We start from the raw sequence: 18,140 nt of genomic DNA, 5'->3' as shown, positions 1-18,140 counted from the left end.
CATTGTGAATATCTGGAATTAGTTGAATATATCGATGAATCGCATTAAAGGTATACTTTATGCGGCGGTATCCTCCTCCACTTTTGGGCTGGCTCCGTTTTTTTCTATAACTCTGTTGTTAGCTGGTTTTTCGGCTTTCGAGGTGCTTTCTTATCGTTGGGGAGTGGCTGCTATTGTATTGACACTGTTTGGATGGTGTTCGGGATGTAATTTCCGGCTGGCAAAGAAAGATTTGTTAGTCGTTTTTTTATTAAGTTTGTTGCGGGCAACCACCTCATTCAGTTTGCTCATTGCCTATCAGAATATAGCCACGGGGGTAGCATCGACTATTCATTTTATGTATCCGTTGGCTGTATCATTGGCAATGATGTTTTTCTTTCATGAAAAGAAATCTCTTTTGGTGATGCTTGCTGTTTTAATGTCTTTGTTTGGTGCTGCTTTACTGTCATCGGGAGAGTTGGAGGCGAAAAGTGGTGATACAATAGTAGGATTGGTGGCGGCTTGTATTTCTGTCTTTTCTTACGGAGGATACATCATTGGGGTTCGAACAACACGAGCCGCTCAAATCAATTCCACTGTACTGACATGTTATGTTATGGGGATGGGAGCTGTTTTCTATCTGATAGGAGCTATGGCAACTTCCGGGCTTCATCTGGTGACAGACGGTTATATATGGCTGATTATTTTAGGACTTGCATTGCCGGCTACGGCTATTTCCAATATAACTTTGGTACGGGCAATTAAGTATGCGGGACCTACACTGACTTCTATTTTAGGTGCGATGGAACCACTGACAGCCGTTGTGATCGGTGTCTTTGTTTTTAAAGAACTGTTTACCCTGAATAGTGCTATTGGAATTCTTTTGATTTTGTTGGCTGTGGGTATGGTAGTATTTCGTAAGCAAAAATCTTAAAGAAGATATTAATAAAAAATGCTGCTTATCTGATGTGATAAACAGCATTCATTCTGGAGAGCCTCTTGTCGGATTCGAACCAACGACCCCGAGATTACAAATCACGTGCTCTGGCCAACTGAGCTAAAGAGGCGTTTTTCTTTTGCGGGTGCAAAGGTATGAATTTCTTTTAAAAATGCAAATACATCGCATACTTTTTTTATATTTGCAAAGTTACCAATGATTAGATGAAAATGAAAATTATGAATGTATGTAGTGTGGCGCTTTTAGCCATAGGTATATGGGCTTGTTCCGGACAGAAGAAAGGAACGGCGAATGTTGAAGTTGCAACAGATAGTGTAGAAGTAACTGCGGATGCAAAATCAGTTCAGGCAGATAGTACAGGATATATTGTTCGGGTAGGAGAGATGGCTCCGGATTTCACAATTACCTTGACAGATGGGAAGCAAGTGAGTTTATCTTCCCTTCGTGGTAAAGTTGTCATGTTGCAGTTCACTGCAAGCTGGTGTGGGGTTTGCCGTAAAGAAATGCCGTTTATCGAGAAGGATATTTGGTTGAAGCATAAAAATAATGCAGACTTTGCTCTGATTGGCATTGACCGTGACGAACCGCTTGACAAAGTACTGGCTTTTGCAAAATCTACCGGAGTCACTTATCCGTTAGGACTGGATCCGGGAGCTGATATCTTTGCGAAGTATGCATTACGTGAATCTGGAATAACGAGAAACGTGTTGATTGATAAGGAAGGGAAAATTGTAAAGCTGACTCGTTTATATAATGAGGAAGAGTTTGCTTCTCTTGTGCAGGCAATTAATGAAATGCTGAAATAAAAGAGAGCCTTCATCAGATGTTTCCAACGGAACATATATGAGTATATAAAAATAGTAACGCTATCCTGATGTGATGGCGTTACTATTTTGGTTATATAGTGACGCTATCCGGAGTGTATACCGTCACTATATGAAGATGCATTTTCAAGCAATGCTAAGTTTGACCAGGTAATCGTAATGCTTTCCTTCTTTTATCAATTCTGCCTTAAAACCACATTCGGAAGCATATAAGCTAAGAGTCTGGAAATCTACATATAACCAGTCGAATGTGTCTCCTTTTACATCTTTATATTGCATTTGGAAGTCGATCTCTCCGTAGTAATCTCCGGCCAGATCGATGACTATGCTACCGTCTTCCTCTTCAAAAAGATAACGCAAATCACTGGAATCCATAAATATGCATCCACCGGGGTGGAGAATACGTTTCATCCGTTGGAAAAATTCGGGCATATTATTCAGCCGTCCGATGATTCCGGAACCATTCATGAGCATTAGGATTGTATCGAATGTTTCGGAAAATGTTTCATCAAAAAGGTTGATGAGGCGGGGATCGTTCACTCCGCGTTGTTTCATTACTTCGACAGATAAGGGAGAAATATCAATGGCGCATACGTCTTTTCCCATTTCCTGAAGTGCCAGCGCATGGCAACCACTTCCGGCACCTACATCCAAAATCCGTCCAGTAGCCATTTGCAGGGCGGTACGCTCTAGTATAGGCATAGACTGTATACTACGAAACAGTTCTTTGACGGGAATTTCATCTTCTTCGAATTGAGAAGAAAATACCCGCAAACGATCAGCTCTATGATGGTTGAAATAGTCAGAAATAGCGGCTCCCATCGGGTCCTTTTCTGCAGAAAGAATTGTTGTTGCCATTGGTGGTTACGATTGTTAACTTTGCAAAGATAAATAAATCCGTAGAAAAGGGTTATCTTTGCCATCGGAAATGTTGAATACTAATAAATGATTATATGAGTATAGAAGAAGCAATCATGGGTGGTATCGTTTTTAAAGGTAAGAAAGATAAGCCCAAAGAAGAGGAAAAGGTGAAAACGAAAGCGAAAAAAGCGACGTATATTCGTGGACAACATGGTTCGGGTGCAGCGAAGATGAAAGCAGATATCCGGAAGAAAAGAGCTAGCCGACATAAAAAATAAAGGCTGTAGCAATAAACGGATCATCAGTCCGGTTGCCTTTTAATCATTGAGGAGTGGCTTTTTTCTGATTAAGCAACTGGCAAGGTGGTGTTTATTTTCGGATACATATTTATAGTATTTGTTGTTTTAGGTATATATACTATGTGTTTGATAGATCATATATTCTACATAAAAAGTGGGGGCAGGATAATTATCCTGCCCCCACTTTTTATGTAAAATCACTTCTGTGGAAGTATTTCAATCCAGTAATCATCCGGGTCATTAATGAAATAAAGCCCCATGGCAGTGTTCTCAAAACATACACAATTCATTTCTTTGTGATAGGCCCTGATTGCATCGTAATCACCGGCTACACGAAAACATAGGTGACTTTCGTTTTCCCCCAGTTCGTATGGAGCAGTATGATCTTTGAGCCATGTCAATTCCAATAGGAAACCAGTTTCATTATCTGTCAGGTAAACCAGTGTGAATGAACCGTCGGATGCTTCTTTCCGATGATGTTCTTTTAAGCCGAGTGCTTTCTCATAAAAAGCGATACTCCGCTCCAGGTTTGTAACGTTGATATTAAAATGGTCAAATTTACTTTTTATTTCCATTGTTGCAATTTTCCTTATTTTTTCATTAAGAGTTTCACAATTTCTCCAACATAGGTACGGGGTTGTCCGGCTTGCGGAGTTGTCTGTGAAGGCATTTTCTTACATTCGATAACAGCTGAAGGAGTTGTCTGGTTCGGAGCATACAATTTCAGTGTATAGCTGTCTGCCTTTTCTATAGCATCATAAGGTTGGTCGGGTGAAAGTGTGCAATATGCAACAGCTTTTCCTGATTGATAACCTAATGCACCACCTGCATTTGCAGTCATATTGGTCATGTTGAACTCATCTTTTCCAATACTGATTACTAATTTACCACTTCCCATTAAGGCATATACTTCGCCCGGAATTTGTTTCAAATCAATTTCTGTATAACCGGATGCATCGGATGCAACTTTGGTAGCCGGAGTGGCAGGAGTCAAAGTAGCCGCAGGAATGGTGGTTTGAGCAGATTCGGTAGTGGTAACTTTACCTCCCTGACCGATAACGATCGGGCCGGCAGCGGCCACAACAGATGGTTTTTGTTGCTCTTCTTCTTTCTTCTTTTTCTCTGTCTTCGGACGAGTATCAGGTGCTCCGAAAGCTACTGCTACATCCATAAACATATCATCTGCGAAGTCTACAGTTTTTCTACGCCATTTAGCCAGGCCGCGCACTAATTTGGTCTTTGCTTTATTGAGCGCATATTTATCAGTAATCCATTCTTCCGCTTTGTATTTCTCTGTTTCGCGATAAGTGAAACGGATTTTCTCAAGCTCTACTAGGCAGTTGCCGGGTTTACAGGTAACGGTAATCTGATAGTTGACCAGTGTACGGTCTAATGACAGAGCACTGGAACTGAAAACAATCCATTCTTCTCCAACACCGGCAATTGTTCCCTTTGCTTCGTCAGAGAAAACAATGCGGCTATCAATATTTTTATTTTCTTTCAGACGTTCGTCCATCCACTTTGTCATTGTGTCGTAGATTTGTGCCTGACTCATTCCGGGAATCTGGAACTCTTTGGAAAATACTACTTTACCATCTACTTCAGGAACAGCTCCTACAAGGTACCTGGTGTCATCTTTCTTCTCTTTTGCAGAATCTGCCTTCATCGCCATCGGCAATGCAAGGAACAGGGTAAGAAACAGAATCGTAAATTTATTCATAATTATCATGTGTTTATTTGGTAATCTCAAAACTTTCGCCCCGATGGGTGATGCTGATAAAACGGCATCCGGCATTTTCAGCAAAACTACGAAGCGCATTTCCCCCCTCATAATCTTCACTGAAGTGCATGGGCACAAATATAGTAGTTTTTATTTGTTCGATGAACTGTTTTGCCCCTTTCATGTAATCTTTTCCCATTCTCCGATCCACCGGGAATAGCACTAGATCGATGTTAGGCACTTTTTCTTTTAAATATTTAACTTCTGCAAGAAAATCACCATTGGCTTTTCGTATCTCTTCTTCGGTCGATTCTTCACTCCAGTGCCAGTTGTTCAAGTCGCCGGCATGGAAGATACTCCAATCTTGTAAGTGAAGAAGGAACGAACTGCCGATATCTGTCGATCCGAAGGCGTCGATGCGGATCGTGTCGTCTTCGTAGGTTTCTCCTTTTTTAATATAGAAAGCATCTTCGGCTTTGGCACGATGGGACTTCAGAATATCTTTGGAGAAGATGTATTGAATGTCGGGGCGTTGCTCTTTCCAAGTCAATATTTCACGGTTAAAGTGATCGGGATGGAAATGAGTAGCCAATACGTACAGTTTACCCGGCCTTTGCAGGAGATAATCATGCACGATTCCCCGGTTGTGTTCCGTTTCGGAAGAATCTTTGTAGTAATCGATGATAACGGTTACACCTTCCATTTCGATGGCGAAACCGCTGTGATAAATATAATCCAGTGTCATAAGCTGACTATTTTATAGTTGCAATATTACGTATTCTCGTTGGAGTTGCCAAGAAAAATCGACGAAATCAAGGAGCAAGACGACTGATTTTCCATTCACCGTCCGGTTGCAGAGTATATAGAAAACGGTCATGCAGACGGTTGGGGCGTCCTTGCCAGAATTCAATCCTTGTAGGGGTAACGGCATATCCGCCCCAATTATCAGGTCTCTCCACTTCTTTTCCAATCCATCGGGCAGCTTCTCTGACGAAGGATCGTATCAATTGCATTCTGCTTGCTATCGGTTGACTTTGTGGAGAAATTCGTGCGCCAATCCGGCTTTTATAAGGACGTTTCCGGAAGTATTCATCCGATTCTTCCGGTGAAACTTTCGTCGCTATCCCTTCTATATGTATTTGTCTTTCGAGGGCGTGCCAGACAAAAGAGAGGGAGATGGATGGGTTTTGTGCTAATTGTCTGCCTTTGCGGCTTTCGTAATTGGTATAAAAGACAAATTTTCCATCATGGAGTCCTTTTAACAATACTGTACGTGTGGACGGTCTCCCTTCGGGGGATACAGTTCCTACAATGACCGCAGTCGGTTCGTCCACCTCTGCGTCAATCGCTTCTTGCAGCCAACGACTGAAAAGCGAAAGCGGGTCGCCGGGAAGTTCACTTTCCCGCAACCCGCCTTTCGTATATTCCTGTCGGATATCTGCTATGTTTAATTTCGCCATAAGATTATCTGGCAGCTTTAGTTTATTATTTTTAATGATGATATCACATAGGTACTTCTATTAATAGAATATGTGAGTCTTTCAATGTCTCCAGTTCAACGCTGTTCGTATCATAAACACCCATGCCGTCACGACGTTTCAACACTTCACCGTCTACTACTATTTCTCCTTCAATGAGGAAGATATAGACGCCTGCATGGCTTTGATGCATGTGATAACCTAATTTCCTTCCGGCTTCTACTTTGCCGATGGAGAACCAGGTATCTTGCAAAAGGGAAGCAGGTGTGCTACCGTCGGGAGATACGATGACTGCCAGTTCGTTCGGACGCTCCAGTTCTGCAATGCTGAAATCCTGATAAACAGGACGGGTGTTCCGTTCTCTCGGCATAATCCAAATCTGCAGGAATTCCACCGGTTCTACCGGACTTGCATTAACTTCACTATGGAAGATTCCTGTTCCCGCACTCATTGTCTGAATTTCTCCGACAGTAATAATGCGGCTGTTCTTCTTGCTGTCTCCATGTTGCAGATGTCCTTTCAGAGGAATGGAAATGATTTCCATATTCTTATGCGGGTGAGTCTGAAAACCTTGTCCGGGCGCAACCTTATCATCATTCAATACGCGAAGAGCACCAAAATTGATACGATTGGAGTCGAAGTACTCGTCAAAACTGAAAGTGTGATAACTATCCAGCCAATCATACTGGGAATGCCCTCTTGTATCTGCTTTATGTATTACTTTTTTCATAAAAACTGTCCTTTCTCTTATTTGTTTATATATTTGATAAACAAAGAAAGCGGCTTAAAAGTTTTATTTCTTCACTTCATTTAATAAAGGCTTGTGATTGATAAAATCTTTTATGTTTTGCAGGGTGGTCGCAGCAATATTCTCCATCGCTTCATGTGTGAAAAAAGCTTGATGAGAAGTGACGATAACATTGTTGAATGAAAGTAAGCGGGCGAGTACATCATCGTCGATAATACGGTCGGATTGATCTTCGTAGAAGTATTCACTTTCTTCCTCGTATACGTCCAGTCCTGCGGAACCTATTTTCTTGTTCTTCAGTCCTTCAATCAGCGCATTGGTATGAATCAGTTGTCCGCGACCGGTATTGATAATCATTACTCCGTCTTTCATTTTGCTGATAGAGTAGTCGTTTATCAGGTATTTGGTCTCTTCAGTGAGCGGACAGTGTAAGGAGATAATATCCGAATTGTGGTATAATTCGTCTAGTGAAGTATAAACAATTTGTTCTTGACGGGCGAAGTTGTAGTCCGGATAGAGGTCATAAGCCAGTACGTTCATTCCGAACCCTTTTAAGATGTGAATCAGTATTTTCGCTATTTTTCCTGTGCCGATGATACCTGCTGTTTTCCCGTGCATATCGAATCCCATCAGACCGTGCAGGGAGAAATTACCGTCTTTGGTACGCCAGGAGGCGCGGGGTATTTTGCGGTTTAGCGATAGCATAAGTGCTACCGTGTATTCTGCAACAGCATAGGGAGAATAGGCGGGAACCCGCACTACGGTGATTCCGGCAGCGGCGGCAGCATTTAAATCTACATTATTAAATCCGGCACAGCGTAATGCCAGTAGTTTCACTCCGTTTGCCGCCATCACATGGATTACTTCTGCGTCGGCAACGTCGTTCACAAAGATGCAGACTGCATCCACTCCTTGTGTCAGAAGTACGTTGTTTTTATTCAGATGTCCTTTGTAATAGCGTATTTCAAATCCAAACTCTTTGTTTTTATCATTGAAAGAGGACTCGTCATAAGGCTTTGTGCCGAAAAATGCGATTGTATAGGCCATAATATTTTCAGTTTTTATTGCTTACTAGTAAACGCTAAAATAGGGTGAATTGTTTATCCTTTTTGGGGGTATAAATATGGATTGTTTCATTAGAAACAGTTTACTTTTTCAATTAAAATAGGAGGCAAAACGAAAATAAATGCACAAACGTATCTCTCGTGTGCAATAATATCGTATCTTTGCGCCCGAAATAATTAAAAAAAGATTTAGATGAGAAAAATTTCCTTGATTGGATTTGTAATGCTAATCGTTTCAATTCCAACTTTTGCCGGAGGTCTTCTGACAAATACTAATCAACACGCTGCTTTTCTTCGTATGCTATCTCGTGGTGCTACCTTTGAAATAGACGGAGCTTTGTCCAATCCTGCCGGTTTGGCTTTTTTGCCAAACGATGGTTTCCATATGGGATTGAGTATTCAGAGTGCCTTTCAGACGAGAAATATTGATGCTAGCTTTATGACATATAGTGGTCTTGATTTATCAAATCCTGCCGCTCCTGTCCCTACCGTTTCCGACCAGCCTTATAGTAAGTATTATAAAGGAAAAGCTGCCGCACCGGTTATTCCCAGTGTGTTTGCCGCATATAAGAAGGGAGATTGGACTATTTCCGGCTTCTTCGCTATAACTGCCGGAGGTGGAAAGGCTTCATTTGATGACGGTCTACCTATATTTGAGTCGGCTGCTATGGCAAAAATATTCCAAAAGAGTTTGGATGGAGTAGCGCAAGGAGGGCCGATAATGACTCCGGACAAATATATCATCAATAGTGCTATGGATGGCAGACAATACATCTATTCCTTGCAGTTGGGTTTATCTTATAAAATAACTGATTGGCTTTCGGCTTTTGCCGGTGCCCGTATGAATTATTTTTCAGGAGGTTATGAGGGATTCCTGGATGCTAAAGTGGGAGATACAGACTTAATGAATTTGGCTTTGGACTGTGACCAGACAGGTTGGGGATTAACTCCGGTGATAGGCGTGGATGTAAAATGGAACAAGTTGAACATTGGAGCTAAGTATGAGTTCAAGGCTAACATGAATATTGAAAATAAAACTCATAAATTGGACTATCCTGCCGAAGCTGAAGCTTTGATAGGCAACTATAAAAACGGTGTCAATACTCCGAATGATATTCCTTCCATGCTTTCGGTAGCAGTGGCTTATGAGTTTCTTCCAGTACTGCGTGCATCTGTAGAATATCACTTTTATGATGATAAGAAAGCAGGTATGGCAGATGGCAAGCAGAAGTTTTTGACTAAGGGGACTAACGAATATCTGGCAGGTATTGAATGGGATGTGACCAAACAATTGTCGTTAAGTTGTGGTGGACAAATTACGGATTACGGATTGTCCGATAACTTTCAGAGCGATACCAGTTTTTCTTGCGATTCCTATACATTAGGCTTCGGGGCGAAGGTGAAATTGAGTGAGAGAGCAGCTTTGAATGTGGGTTATATGTGGACTACTTACGAAGATTATAAGAAAGAATTCTCAAATTATAATGGTACAGGATTACGTGGTACCAATGTATATAGTCGTACCAACAAAGTATTTGGTCTTAGCATTGACTACAGATTTTAAATAGATTCGATCTTTATAGAAAAACCAAGTTAATAATGATAGGGGGAGATAGCATTTCAAATGCTGTCCCCCTTTTCTTTTTTATACCATAAAATAATCTTTTAATCTAGAAAGTTTGCGTATCTCAGGATATTTTGCGAATATTGTCCCAAGTTAGCATTAAACGAGATACGAAGAAATGTAGTTTAGTTTTTAGGACTTGACTTAAAAACCCAGTTTATGACTCTCGACGATCAAAAGCACATAATAAGTTTATGGATACAATTTTTGGATGGAAATGAAAATGCATTTTCCCAATTGTATTGTCTGTTTCTTGATGATTTGTTAACTTATGGTCGTAGAGTTGGGGGAGATAATGAAATGGTAGAAGACCTGATTCAAGATTTGTTTTTGAAGCTTTATCAGAAAAAGATAATTCTTGAGGATAATACGAGATTGCGCCCTTTTCTGTTTCGAGCATTAAAAAATTTGATTTATAACCAACTACTTCGTAATGCGAAACTTCAACCGTTGCCGGACTATGACTTCGCTTTTGATTTGAATTATACGATTGATGAACAACTATCTTTAACGCAAGACCAAGGATTATCAGATGAAATTCATCACATTTTAAAAGGGCTTACCGGACGTCAGAAAGAGATTATTTATCTTCGCTTTGTGCATGAAATGAGTTTTGAAGAAATATCAGAGATAATGGAGATTAATATTCAGTCAGCAAGGAATCTTTTAACCCGTTCTATGGAGAAACTCAGGAAAGAAGTTTCATCTACTACTATTTTATTTTTCATTTATATGATTTCTATATAATTGTATTACAGATTATTATAATATGCTTCTCGTTATTTTTCATTCTGCTGATTATTTTCTTTGAAAAAAAACATTTCCTATGAGTATAAAATCATCGGTTCATTTGTCATAGTAGAAAATAAAGCAGAAAATGGCTCAATTTACTTATAAAGATATAGAAGAATTCTTATTGGATGATGATTTTTTCCAATGGGCAAGATACGGTTCTTCTGATAATGGATTTAATCTTGAATCCTATAAACTTCAGCATCCCGGTTGCGAAGAAAAGATAGAATTGGCTGTTGCAATGGTTCGCAGTATGAAAGTGGTGGAAAATAGTAAACCTACTTCCCGGGAATATAAGATGCAAAGCTTCAACAAAATGATGAGTAAACTTCAACAGCAACCTTCACAGCCAGTACAGTCTTATAGAAAAACATTTCCTTACCGGAGAATTATGACTTACGTGGCAAGTGTGGCAGCCTTATTGTTTGTCTGTTTGGGAACTTATTATGTTCTATCCAGATCAGGATTACAGGAAACTACCGATGTTACAGTCCATATAATTGATTCTTTAAGTCATTCAGGACAAGTACAAATTATCTTAGATGGTAAACAAGCAGTCACTTTGGATAAAAATAATGCTGAAATTCGGGTGGATGAAGATGGTGCAGTAACAGTGGACAAACAATTGGTTGCTGCTTCCAAAGGAAATAAAGTCTCGGTGAACCAGATAGTAGTGCCTTATGGAAAGCGTTCCAAAATAATTCTTCCGGATGGTTCTTCATTATGGATAAACTCCGGATCATGTATTTCTTACTCTTCAGATTTTGTGGCAAAAAGAAAACTGAATGTACAAGGAGAGGTTTATTTGGATGTCCGGAAAGATGCTGCGCACCCTTTTGTGGTAAAAACGAACCGTTTGGAAGTTACCGTACTAGGTACTTCATTCAATGTAACTGATTATGCAAAAGATACTGAAACGGCAGTTGTTCTTGTTCAGGGAAGTGTAGATGTAAAAGTGGACAATAAAGAAAAAAAACGTTTGGTTCCCAACCAGCGTCTCTCTAAAGAGAATGGTGTGGTAAAAGTGGATGAAGTAGATGTATATAATTACATTTGCTGGAAAGATGATGCAATGAACTTCGACGGGCAGAAACTCTCTGATGTTTTGAAATCACTATCGAGATATTATAACACAAAAATAGAAATATCAGGAAGCTTGAAAGATGAAAAATATTATGGAAGCCTTGATTTAAACTGTACACTTGATGAAGTGTTGGAATCCATCTCATTGGCTACGCCATTAAGTATAATCAGGCAAGGAGATGAGATATACATCACGCCTGAAAAATCAAAATGAAGTATAACCTTTTAAAAAGTAAGAAATGAAAAACATACCCCCTTAAAAAGAACAAACCGGATAATATCTGCGAAATATCATCCGGTTCAAATTAGAACTGAACATAACTCACCAAAGTTATAACCAATCTAACAATACAAAAATATGAAAAATAACTCTCAAATAAGGGCTAAAAGTAAATATTTAACCAATATTGGGCTTCGATTTTTACTTTTATGCATTCTTTTAACGTCTTATTTGCCGAAGGTTTCGGCAGAAGACGGATTTATGCTCCTTCAGTCCACGAATGTTACATTGAACTTGACGAATGTTTCTTTAGAGACTTTGTTTAAAACATTGGAAAGAAAGAGTAATTACGTTTTCTTCTTTAAAGAAAATGTTCTTCAAGAAAACGAAAAAGTAACAGTCAAAGCACAAAACGAGTCAGTTGTATCTATTTTGAATAGAATATTGCCCCCAAGACAACTGACATATACAGTAAAAGGAAGACAAGTGATTATTGTCCGCCTTCCCCGAAAAGAAGAAAGAAAATCAGAAACACCTGTAGAATTTAAAGAATACACTGTAAAAGGAACAGTCATTGATGCTACCGGACAACCGTTGCCGGGAGTTAATATAACCGTACAGGGTACTACTCAAGGAGCGACAACCGATCTTTCCGGTTCGTTTACACTACAGATAAAAGATAGCAAACGCGTTCTGCTTGTCGCATCCTATATTGGTTTTTCCACAAAGAAAGTCTGGGTGTCGGGTGAGACTCATTCTTTGAAGATCATGCTTGAAGAAAGCTCGGCATCTTTGAATGAAGTGGTAGTTGTAGGTTATGGTACGCAGAAAAAGCTGAATCTGACAGGAGCCGTAACAACTGCTTCCGGTGAAATTCTTGAAAATCGTCCTATTGGTAATATTGCTCAAGGACTTCAGGGTATGGTTCCTAATCTAAATATAACTTTCAATAGTGGCCAGCCGAATCAAGCTGCCAAGATTAATATCCGTGGTAATACATCTTTGAATGGCGGTAATGCTTTGATTTTAGTAGATGGGGTTGAAATATCCGATTTGTCATTGGTTAATCCGCAAGATGTAGAAAGCGTTTCAGTTCTGAAAGATGCTTCCGCGGCTGCTGTATACGGAGCGCGTGCAGCTTTCGGTGTGATGCTTGTTACTACTAAAAAAGGAAAGCGTAATCAGAAGACACGGGTGACTTATAGCAATAACCTTTCATGGAGCTCACCTGCCCGTTTACCGGAGATGCCCCGTTCGGATGTCTGGGCACGTATGTGGAATAAGATTTCTGATTATGATTCTCCGGGAAGCTATTATTTTAATGAGAAGTTTATGAAGGCTTTGGATGCGCACATTGCTGACCCGGAACATAATCCGGCAATTCTGGTCGATACGGAAGGAATACAGCATTCCAGCTATACTCCCGCAACTCCGGGGTGGGCCTATGTCGGAAACACAGACTGGCTGGATGAGTTCTATAGAAAGTCTGCTTTTATGCAACAGCATAATGCCAGTCTTTCAGGTGGCACAGAACGCAACAACTATTATGCTTCTATCGGTTATAAAGACCAGTCCGGTATTTTTCGTTATGGCAATGATTCGTACAAACGTTTTAATCTGTCGTTCAACTTCGATACCAAGATTACTGACTGGCTGGATATGAGCTTCTCCACTCGAATGAGTAATATAAAGAATGATGAACCATATATGGACAATGGAGGATCGGATGCGGTAACCTGGTATTATGAAGTATATCGTATGTATCCCACATTATCTGTCTTTCTTCCGAATGGTGATTTTGCAGGTATTTATTTAAATGGTGGAAATTATAACATCATAGGTAAGATGGCCCTTGCCGGTCGCAATAAAAAAGAAACCTGGGACCAATGGTATACCGGACGTTTTGACCTTCATCCGATGAAAGGTTTGTCCGTTAAAGGTGATTATTCATGGAATCGTTATTCCACTGTCCAGAAGTTCCATCGTAAGGAAATGACACAGACGTTTCCGGAAGGAAGAGACCCTTATTTAGTGGAGACGCCTAACTATGTGAGAAATTATAATTCGAACAATATTTATCAGGCAATCAATGTATGGGCTGAATATAAGAAATCTTTCAATGATGTTCATAATCTTTCTTTAATGGCCGGTTACAATCAGGAAGAAAAAACATACGCTTCCACTTCATATACCATGACAGATTTGTATGATAATGAAATGCCTATATCCGATCTTGCCATCAACTATAAAGAAAATGAAGAAGGATCTGATATATGGAGGGTACAAGGTGCTTTTTTCCGGTTGAACTACGATTATCGCTCCAAATATTTGTTGGAGGTGAACGGACGTTATGACGGTTCTTCCAAATATGCCAAACATGACCGTTGGGCTTTTTTCCCTTCCGCTTCTGTAGGGTGGCGTATTTCTGAAGAGAAATTTTTCAAATCATTGAGCAAAGTGGTCGATAATCTAAAAATAAGAGCTTCTATTGGTGCTTTAGGAAATCAGATTACTGACGGTAACCATTCTTTCATGTCTATCATTTCAGGTAAGGTACTTACTAATTATATGATGGATGGTAAGATTGTGAATGGGTTGAATATACCTACTCTGCCTAGTATGGTTACTTGGGAGAAAGTTATAACAAAAGATATCGGGTTGGACTGGTCGTTGTTTAAAAACCGTCTGTTTGGTTCGTTCGACTTTTACGTGCGTGATACGAAAGATATGGTACGTTCCGTAACGTTGCCTGCTGTATTGGGAACTTCCGGTGGTAAGGAGAATATAGCAGATATGAGAACCGTTGGCTGGGAATTGGAAATGACTTGGAAAGACCGGATACAGAATGTACTAGGCAGTCCGTTGGACTACTCACTCACAGTCGGATTGTCTGATTATCAGGCAGAAATAACCAAGTATGATAATCCGAACGGCTCGTTGGCTTCCGGTATGTATCATAAAGGACAGAAGTTGGGTGAAATCTGGGGATATGTGACAGATGGATATATTCAGGACGATTTTGAGGCTGCGAAGATGAATTACCTACAGAAGTTTATTTCGAGCAAATGGTATCCGGGAGATATTCGTTATAAAGATTTGAATGGAGATGGTATTATTGATAAAGGCAAAGTGACGTTGGACAATCCGGGTGACCAGAAAGTGATAGGTAATTCTACCCCGCGCTATCGTTTTAATCTGCAAGGAGGAATTGGTTGGCATGGTTTTGATATACGTGCTATTTTCGAAGGTGTAATGAAACGGGATTTGTGGACGGGAAGTGATGTCTTTTGGGGATTTTCCCGAGGAATATATAACTCTAATGTTACCCAATATCATATAGATAATACGTGGACTTATGAAAATCCGACTGCTTATTACCCTCGTCCCAATACAGATGGAAATGGCAGGAGCAGGCAGGTACAGACAAAATATTTGCAGAATGCCGCTTATATCCGTTTAAAGGATATTACCCTTAGTTATAATATACCTAGGAAGTGGTTGTCTAAGTTAAAAATGGAGCAAATCCGTGTTTATGTCAGCGGCATGAATTTGTGGGAGAAGACAGGATTACCACCTTTTATGACTCCGGATATTGTGGACCAGATAACAAGTGAGGGCGTAAGTTTACAAAGCGAAAATGCCGGTAAGCAATACGCTTTTATGAGAAGCTATTCATTCGGGATAAATATTACATTTTAATATAATCAGCTACTATGAAACAGTATATAATTTCATTTATTTGTTTTTCATGTCTCCTTTTGTCCGGATGTAATTATCTGGATACGGAACCCGGTGATGCCATCTCCGGTGATTATTTCTGGGAAACTGCGAATGCTGCTGCCTTGGAGCAATATTGCAATTTATATTATCCAAAGCTGATTAAAGGACATGGAGACCCTCTGTCGTGGAATGTGGGTGCTATGATTATGGCCGATTATCAATCTGATAATATATTAGTGTCAGGAGGTAGTAGCATTACGTATGGTCAGAATACCAAATTGACGAGCAATTCAGATTGGAATTGGTCAACGGTGAGAGGCTGTAATAGCTTTTTGCAGAACTATCAGCGATCTCCGGCTTCGGAAATGGATAAGAAGAAGTATGCCGGTGAAATCTTATTTTTCAAAGCATTCGATTATTATAATAAAGTGCGTCTTTTTGGAGATGTGCCCTGGTATGATACAGCATTGGACAAAGATGACCCAGATTTATATAAGGGACGTGATTCGCGAATAGTAGTGATGGCTTCTATTTTGAAGACGATTAACCAGGCTATTGAATTTTTGCCTCGTAAAACGAAGGTATATCGGGTCAGTCGTGATGCAGCTTTATTGTTGAAAGCGCGTATTTGCCTGTATGAAGGAACCTGGAGGCGCTATCGTGATATGGAAGGAGATGTGGAATATCTGAAAGAGGCTTATAATGCTGCCGGAGAACTGATGGATTATGGATATTCTTTATATAAAGCTTCCGCTACGGGCGAAAATTATTTCGATCTTTTTATTCAGGATAATTATAATGGCAATCCGGAGATTATCTTGTCTCGTGAGTATGACCCGGCTATCAATGAGGGACACAATGTTTCCAGTGGTATTCCTAATGGTGAGATGGGAATGAGTCGTGATTGTTTTGAAGAGTATCTCTGCTCGAATACAGGGAAACCTATTTCTCTTTGTGGTTGCCATCATCCCAATATGGGATATAATGCAGAAATGAAGAATCGTGACGGGCGTTTGTTACAAACCCTTTGTCTTCCGGAACCGGGCAGGTATGCACGCTATCTATATCGTGAAGACGGTGGTTCGCTAAAAGGCGGTGCTCCTAATATCTATACTATCCTTCCTAACTCCGATACGCGAACGTTTTATGGAGCTTCTTGTACAGGATATTCAATATGCAAATTTTACAAAGCATCCGAATTTTTAGTTGGAAATCATAAAGGAGGCATCGATGCTCCGGTAATGCGGTATGCCGAAGCCTTGTTGATTCGTGCTGAAGCGGGAGCTGAATTGGGTGAAGATCCGGAACTGGATAAGACAGTCAATGCGCTTCGTGCCCGTGCCGGTTTTACTTTCAAATTGGATGAGAATCCGTTGGAAGATCCTGATTTAGTGGCCAAATATCCTGATATAAAAGGACCGAATAAAAATCTGATCCGTGAAATCCGTCGCGAACGTCGTGTCGAGCTTTTTGCGGAAGGTTATCGTTGGGATGATGTTTGCCGTTGGAATGTAGGAGAAATTGTTTTCAATCGTGTGCGTAGAGGAACTAAGATGGATCCGGATTTATATACGACCGATGAAATTAAGACTATTCGGGACCAAATCGGGTTCGACCAGGATGGGTTTATTACTCCGTATGCCAAGAAAATCACCTATTCTATGAATTTTAAGGCGAAGAACTATTTGTATAATATTCCGTTGGATGAAATCTCCTTGAATCCGAACTTGTTGCCACAAAATCCGGGATGGGAGTAATTACTGACTCAATTTTAATTAAAGAATAACAGAAGACTATGAAATACAATTATATGTATATACTTAAAAGTTTACGTACCTCATTGCTGTTGATGGTCATGGTACTTTCATGCAGTTGTTCCAATGAAGAAAATTCAGCTCCCCATAAAGGGGCTACTCTTCCGATAATGCAAGGAATAGCAGATAATGTCCCATACATTCAGTCGGTAGAGAAAGAGGCTGCTTATGATCTTCATGAAGGGATTCATATAACCGACGTTACTTTTACATATTGTGCACATCCTACCCGTATGTTGATAGCAGAGATTGACTTGACTAAAAATGTAACGATTGCAGTTTCCACTCCTGATAACAAACCCGAAGTCGGGATACTAAAACAACAAGTGAAAGTGCAAGCGGAAAAGGCGGAGGCTAGCGGGAGAAAAGTGTTGTTAGGAACGAATGGTGATTATTATTCGCAGTCGAAAACGGACGATACATGGATACCGGGTGGTTTAGTCTATAAAGACGGCGTTGCGCTTTGGACTAAACTGGGATGGGAAGCCGACCATGCTTTTTATTTGTTGGATGACGGAACAGCCCATATCACGCCTGTTGAAGAGTTTAATGCTGTGAAAGACCATGTCCGGGATGCTCTCTCCGGTTGGCAACGTTTGCTTATAGACGGACAGTTGGCTGGTAAATTCACGGTTAATGATAATGCGATGCAGTTTCATCCCCGTACATTTGTCGGAGTATCTAAAGATAATAAGAAGGTATATCTGTTTGTGATTGACGGACGCCAACCGGAATATTCCAATGGCATGCTTCTGGAAGACATGATGCTGTTATGTCAGGGAGCCGGGTGTTATCAGGCATTGAATCTTGATGGCGGAGGTTCTACAACGATGGTGCGCAGGGTGGAACAAGCGGGAAGTCCTGTCTCTTTTGAAATAATGAATACCCCTTCTGATGTACCATCGAGAGCAGTATTGAATGGATTGCAAGTCATTGAAAAGAATAACTAAAAGTAG

16 protein-coding genes and 1 tRNA gene are annotated in these 18,140 nt (G+C 40.3%); 9 read left to right on the top strand and 8 right to left on the bottom strand.

Annotated elements, in window-relative coordinates; genetic code table 11:
- Nucleotides 1–34: 34 nt before the first annotated feature.
- Nucleotides 35–913 (top strand): DMT family transporter, encoded by an 879-nt coding sequence (locus AB5217_RS09515; RefSeq protein WP_022200196.1) that lies wholly within the window; start codon nucleotides 35–37, stop codon nucleotides 911–913.
- Nucleotides 914–972: 59 nt separating this feature from the next.
- On the opposite strand, the gene AB5217_RS09510 is transcribed toward AB5217_RS09515, so the two are convergent.
- Nucleotides 973–1,046, bottom strand: a tRNA-Thr gene (locus AB5217_RS09510).
- Between the two features lie 94 nt (nucleotides 1,047–1,140).
- Between AB5217_RS09510 and AB5217_RS09505 the strand changes: the two genes are divergently transcribed.
- Nucleotides 1,141–1,743, top strand: a complete 603-nt coding sequence (locus AB5217_RS09505) for a TlpA family protein disulfide reductase (RefSeq protein ID WP_004300781.1) — start codon at nucleotides 1,141–1,143, stop codon at nucleotides 1,741–1,743.
- A 144-nt stretch (nucleotides 1,744–1,887) separates the two neighbouring features.
- On the opposite strand, the gene AB5217_RS09500 is transcribed toward AB5217_RS09505, so the two are convergent.
- Nucleotides 1,888–2,619, bottom strand: a complete 732-nt coding sequence (locus AB5217_RS09500; RefSeq protein WP_022200195.1) for a class I SAM-dependent methyltransferase — start codon at nucleotides 2,617–2,619, stop codon at nucleotides 1,888–1,890.
- Nucleotides 2,620–2,714: 95 nt separating this feature from the next.
- Between AB5217_RS09500 and AB5217_RS09495 the strand changes: the two genes are divergently transcribed.
- Nucleotides 2,715–2,900 carry a hypothetical protein gene (locus tag AB5217_RS09495; protein ID WP_004300779.1) on the top strand — a complete coding sequence of 62 codons (186 nt, stop codon included), beginning with the start codon at nucleotides 2,715–2,717 and terminating at the stop codon, nucleotides 2,898–2,900.
- A 218-nt stretch (nucleotides 2,901–3,118) separates the two neighbouring features.
- Here AB5217_RS09495 and AB5217_RS09490 read toward each other — a convergent pair whose 3' ends face one another.
- The 6 genes from AB5217_RS09490 to AB5217_RS09465 all read right to left on the bottom strand — a co-directional run bounded on the left by AB5217_RS09490 (nucleotide 3,119) and on the right by AB5217_RS09465 (nucleotide 7,914).
- Nucleotides 3,119–3,496, bottom strand: coding sequence for a VOC family protein (locus AB5217_RS09490; protein WP_004304308.1), 378 nt, complete (start codon nucleotides 3,494–3,496; stop codon nucleotides 3,119–3,121).
- Nucleotides 3,497–3,510: 14 nt separating this feature from the next.
- Entirely contained in the window at nucleotides 3,511–4,641 is a 1,131-nt protein-coding gene (locus AB5217_RS09485; RefSeq protein WP_004326524.1) for a DUF4468 domain-containing protein, read from the bottom strand.
- A 13-nt stretch (nucleotides 4,642–4,654) separates the two neighbouring features.
- On the bottom strand, nucleotides 4,655–5,386 hold the full coding sequence (locus AB5217_RS09480) for an MBL fold metallo-hydrolase (protein ID WP_004326525.1): 732 nt from the start codon (nucleotides 5,384–5,386) through the stop codon (nucleotides 4,655–4,657).
- A gap of 67 nt (nucleotides 5,387–5,453) precedes the next feature.
- Complete coding sequence (gene pdxH / locus AB5217_RS09475; RefSeq protein ID WP_004326526.1) at nucleotides 5,454–6,101, bottom strand: pyridoxamine 5'-phosphate oxidase; 648 nt, start codon at nucleotides 6,099–6,101, stop codon at nucleotides 5,454–5,456.
- A 43-nt stretch (nucleotides 6,102–6,144) separates the two neighbouring features.
- On the bottom strand, nucleotides 6,145–6,849 hold the full coding sequence (locus AB5217_RS09470; RefSeq protein WP_004326527.1) for a pirin family protein: 705 nt from the start codon (nucleotides 6,847–6,849) through the stop codon (nucleotides 6,145–6,147).
- Between the two features lie 63 nt (nucleotides 6,850–6,912).
- Nucleotides 6,913–7,914 carry a 2-hydroxyacid dehydrogenase gene (locus AB5217_RS09465; RefSeq protein ID WP_004326528.1) on the bottom strand — a complete coding sequence of 334 codons (1,002 nt, stop codon included), beginning with the start codon at nucleotides 7,912–7,914 and terminating at the stop codon, nucleotides 6,913–6,915.
- A 210-nt stretch (nucleotides 7,915–8,124) separates the two neighbouring features.
- On the opposite strand from AB5217_RS09465, the gene AB5217_RS09460 reads away from it, so the two are divergent.
- The 6 genes from AB5217_RS09460 to AB5217_RS09435 all read left to right on the top strand — a co-directional run bounded on the left by AB5217_RS09460 (nucleotide 8,125) and on the right by AB5217_RS09435 (nucleotide 18,134).
- Nucleotides 8,125–9,495: an OmpP1/FadL family transporter gene (locus AB5217_RS09460; RefSeq protein ID WP_004326529.1), complete on the top strand. Its 1,371-nt coding sequence runs from the start codon at nucleotides 8,125–8,127 to the stop codon at nucleotides 9,493–9,495.
- 219 nt (nucleotides 9,496–9,714) lie between these two features.
- Nucleotides 9,715–10,302: an RNA polymerase sigma factor gene (locus tag AB5217_RS09455; RefSeq protein ID WP_004326530.1), complete on the top strand. Its 588-nt coding sequence runs from the start codon at nucleotides 9,715–9,717 to the stop codon at nucleotides 10,300–10,302.
- 130 nt (nucleotides 10,303–10,432) lie between these two features.
- The gene (locus AB5217_RS09450; RefSeq protein WP_004326531.1) at nucleotides 10,433–11,644 is read left to right on the top strand and encodes a FecR family protein; all 1,212 of its coding nucleotides are present in this window, start codon (nucleotides 10,433–10,435) and stop codon (nucleotides 11,642–11,644) included.
- Between the two features lie 438 nt (nucleotides 11,645–12,082).
- Nucleotides 12,083–15,349 (top strand): SusC/RagA family TonB-linked outer membrane protein, encoded by a 3,267-nt coding sequence (locus tag AB5217_RS09445; protein ID WP_229036791.1) that lies wholly within the window; start codon nucleotides 12,083–12,085, stop codon nucleotides 15,347–15,349.
- A 14-nt stretch (nucleotides 15,350–15,363) separates the two neighbouring features.
- Complete coding sequence (locus tag AB5217_RS09440; RefSeq protein WP_032843250.1) at nucleotides 15,364–17,127, top strand: RagB/SusD family nutrient uptake outer membrane protein; 1,764 nt, start codon at nucleotides 15,364–15,366, stop codon at nucleotides 17,125–17,127.
- Between the two features lie 38 nt (nucleotides 17,128–17,165).
- A complete protein-coding gene (locus AB5217_RS09435; protein WP_004326534.1) occupies nucleotides 17,166–18,134 on the top strand; it encodes a phosphodiester glycosidase family protein in 969 nt (322 codons plus the stop codon).
- The last annotated feature ends 6 nt before the right edge of the window (nucleotides 18,135–18,140 follow it).

The organism is Bacteroides sp. MSSM.1001136sp1_RTP21357st2_D2_RTP21359_211015 (assembly GCF_040913205.1).
In the GTDB taxonomy this organism is placed as follows: Bacteria; Bacteroidota; Bacteroidia; order Bacteroidales; family Bacteroidaceae; genus Bacteroides; species Bacteroides ovatus.
This window is presented reverse-complemented; position numbering and strand designations above follow the sequence as displayed.

What these genes read in the sequence shown, in the direction of transcription:
- AB5217_RS09515 (WP_022200196.1), top strand. Translation starts at nt 35, where the DNA reads ATGAATCGCATTAAAGGTATACTTTATGCGGCGGTATCCTCCTCCACT.
- AB5217_RS09505 (WP_004300781.1), top strand. Translation starts at nt 1,141, where the DNA reads ATGAAAATGAAAATTATGAATGTATGTAGTGTGGCGCTTTTAGCCATA.
- AB5217_RS09500 (WP_022200195.1), bottom strand. Translation starts at nt 2,619, where the DNA reads ATGGCAACAACAATTCTTTCTGCAGAAAAGGACCCGATGGGAGCCGCT.
- AB5217_RS09495 (WP_004300779.1), top strand. Translation starts at nt 2,715, where the DNA reads ATGAGTATAGAAGAAGCAATCATGGGTGGTATCGTTTTTAAAGGTAAG.
- AB5217_RS09490 (WP_004304308.1), bottom strand. Translation starts at nt 3,496, where the DNA reads ATGGAAATAAAAAGTAAATTTGACCATTTTAATATCAACGTTACAAAC.
- AB5217_RS09485 (WP_004326524.1), bottom strand. Translation starts at nt 4,641, where the DNA reads ATGAATAAATTTACGATTCTGTTTCTTACCCTGTTCCTTGCATTGCCG.
- AB5217_RS09480 (WP_004326525.1), bottom strand. Translation starts at nt 5,386, where the DNA reads ATGACACTGGATTATATTTATCACAGCGGTTTCGCCATCGAAATGGAA.
- pdxH (WP_004326526.1), bottom strand. Translation starts at nt 6,101, where the DNA reads ATGGCGAAATTAAACATAGCAGATATCCGACAGGAATATACGAAAGGC.
- AB5217_RS09470 (WP_004326527.1), bottom strand. Translation starts at nt 6,849, where the DNA reads ATGAAAAAAGTAATACATAAAGCAGATACAAGAGGGCATTCCCAGTAT.
- AB5217_RS09465 (WP_004326528.1), bottom strand. Translation starts at nt 7,914, where the DNA reads ATGGCCTATACAATCGCATTTTTCGGCACAAAGCCTTATGACGAGTCC.
- AB5217_RS09460 (WP_004326529.1), top strand. Translation starts at nt 8,125, where the DNA reads ATGAGAAAAATTTCCTTGATTGGATTTGTAATGCTAATCGTTTCAATT.
- AB5217_RS09455 (WP_004326530.1), top strand. Translation starts at nt 9,715, where the DNA reads ATGACTCTCGACGATCAAAAGCACATAATAAGTTTATGGATACAATTT.
- AB5217_RS09450 (WP_004326531.1), top strand. Translation starts at nt 10,433, where the DNA reads ATGGCTCAATTTACTTATAAAGATATAGAAGAATTCTTATTGGATGAT.
- AB5217_RS09440 (WP_032843250.1), top strand. Translation starts at nt 15,364, where the DNA reads ATGAAACAGTATATAATTTCATTTATTTGTTTTTCATGTCTCCTTTTG.
- AB5217_RS09435 (WP_004326534.1), top strand. Translation starts at nt 17,166, where the DNA reads ATGAAATACAATTATATGTATATACTTAAAAGTTTACGTACCTCATTG.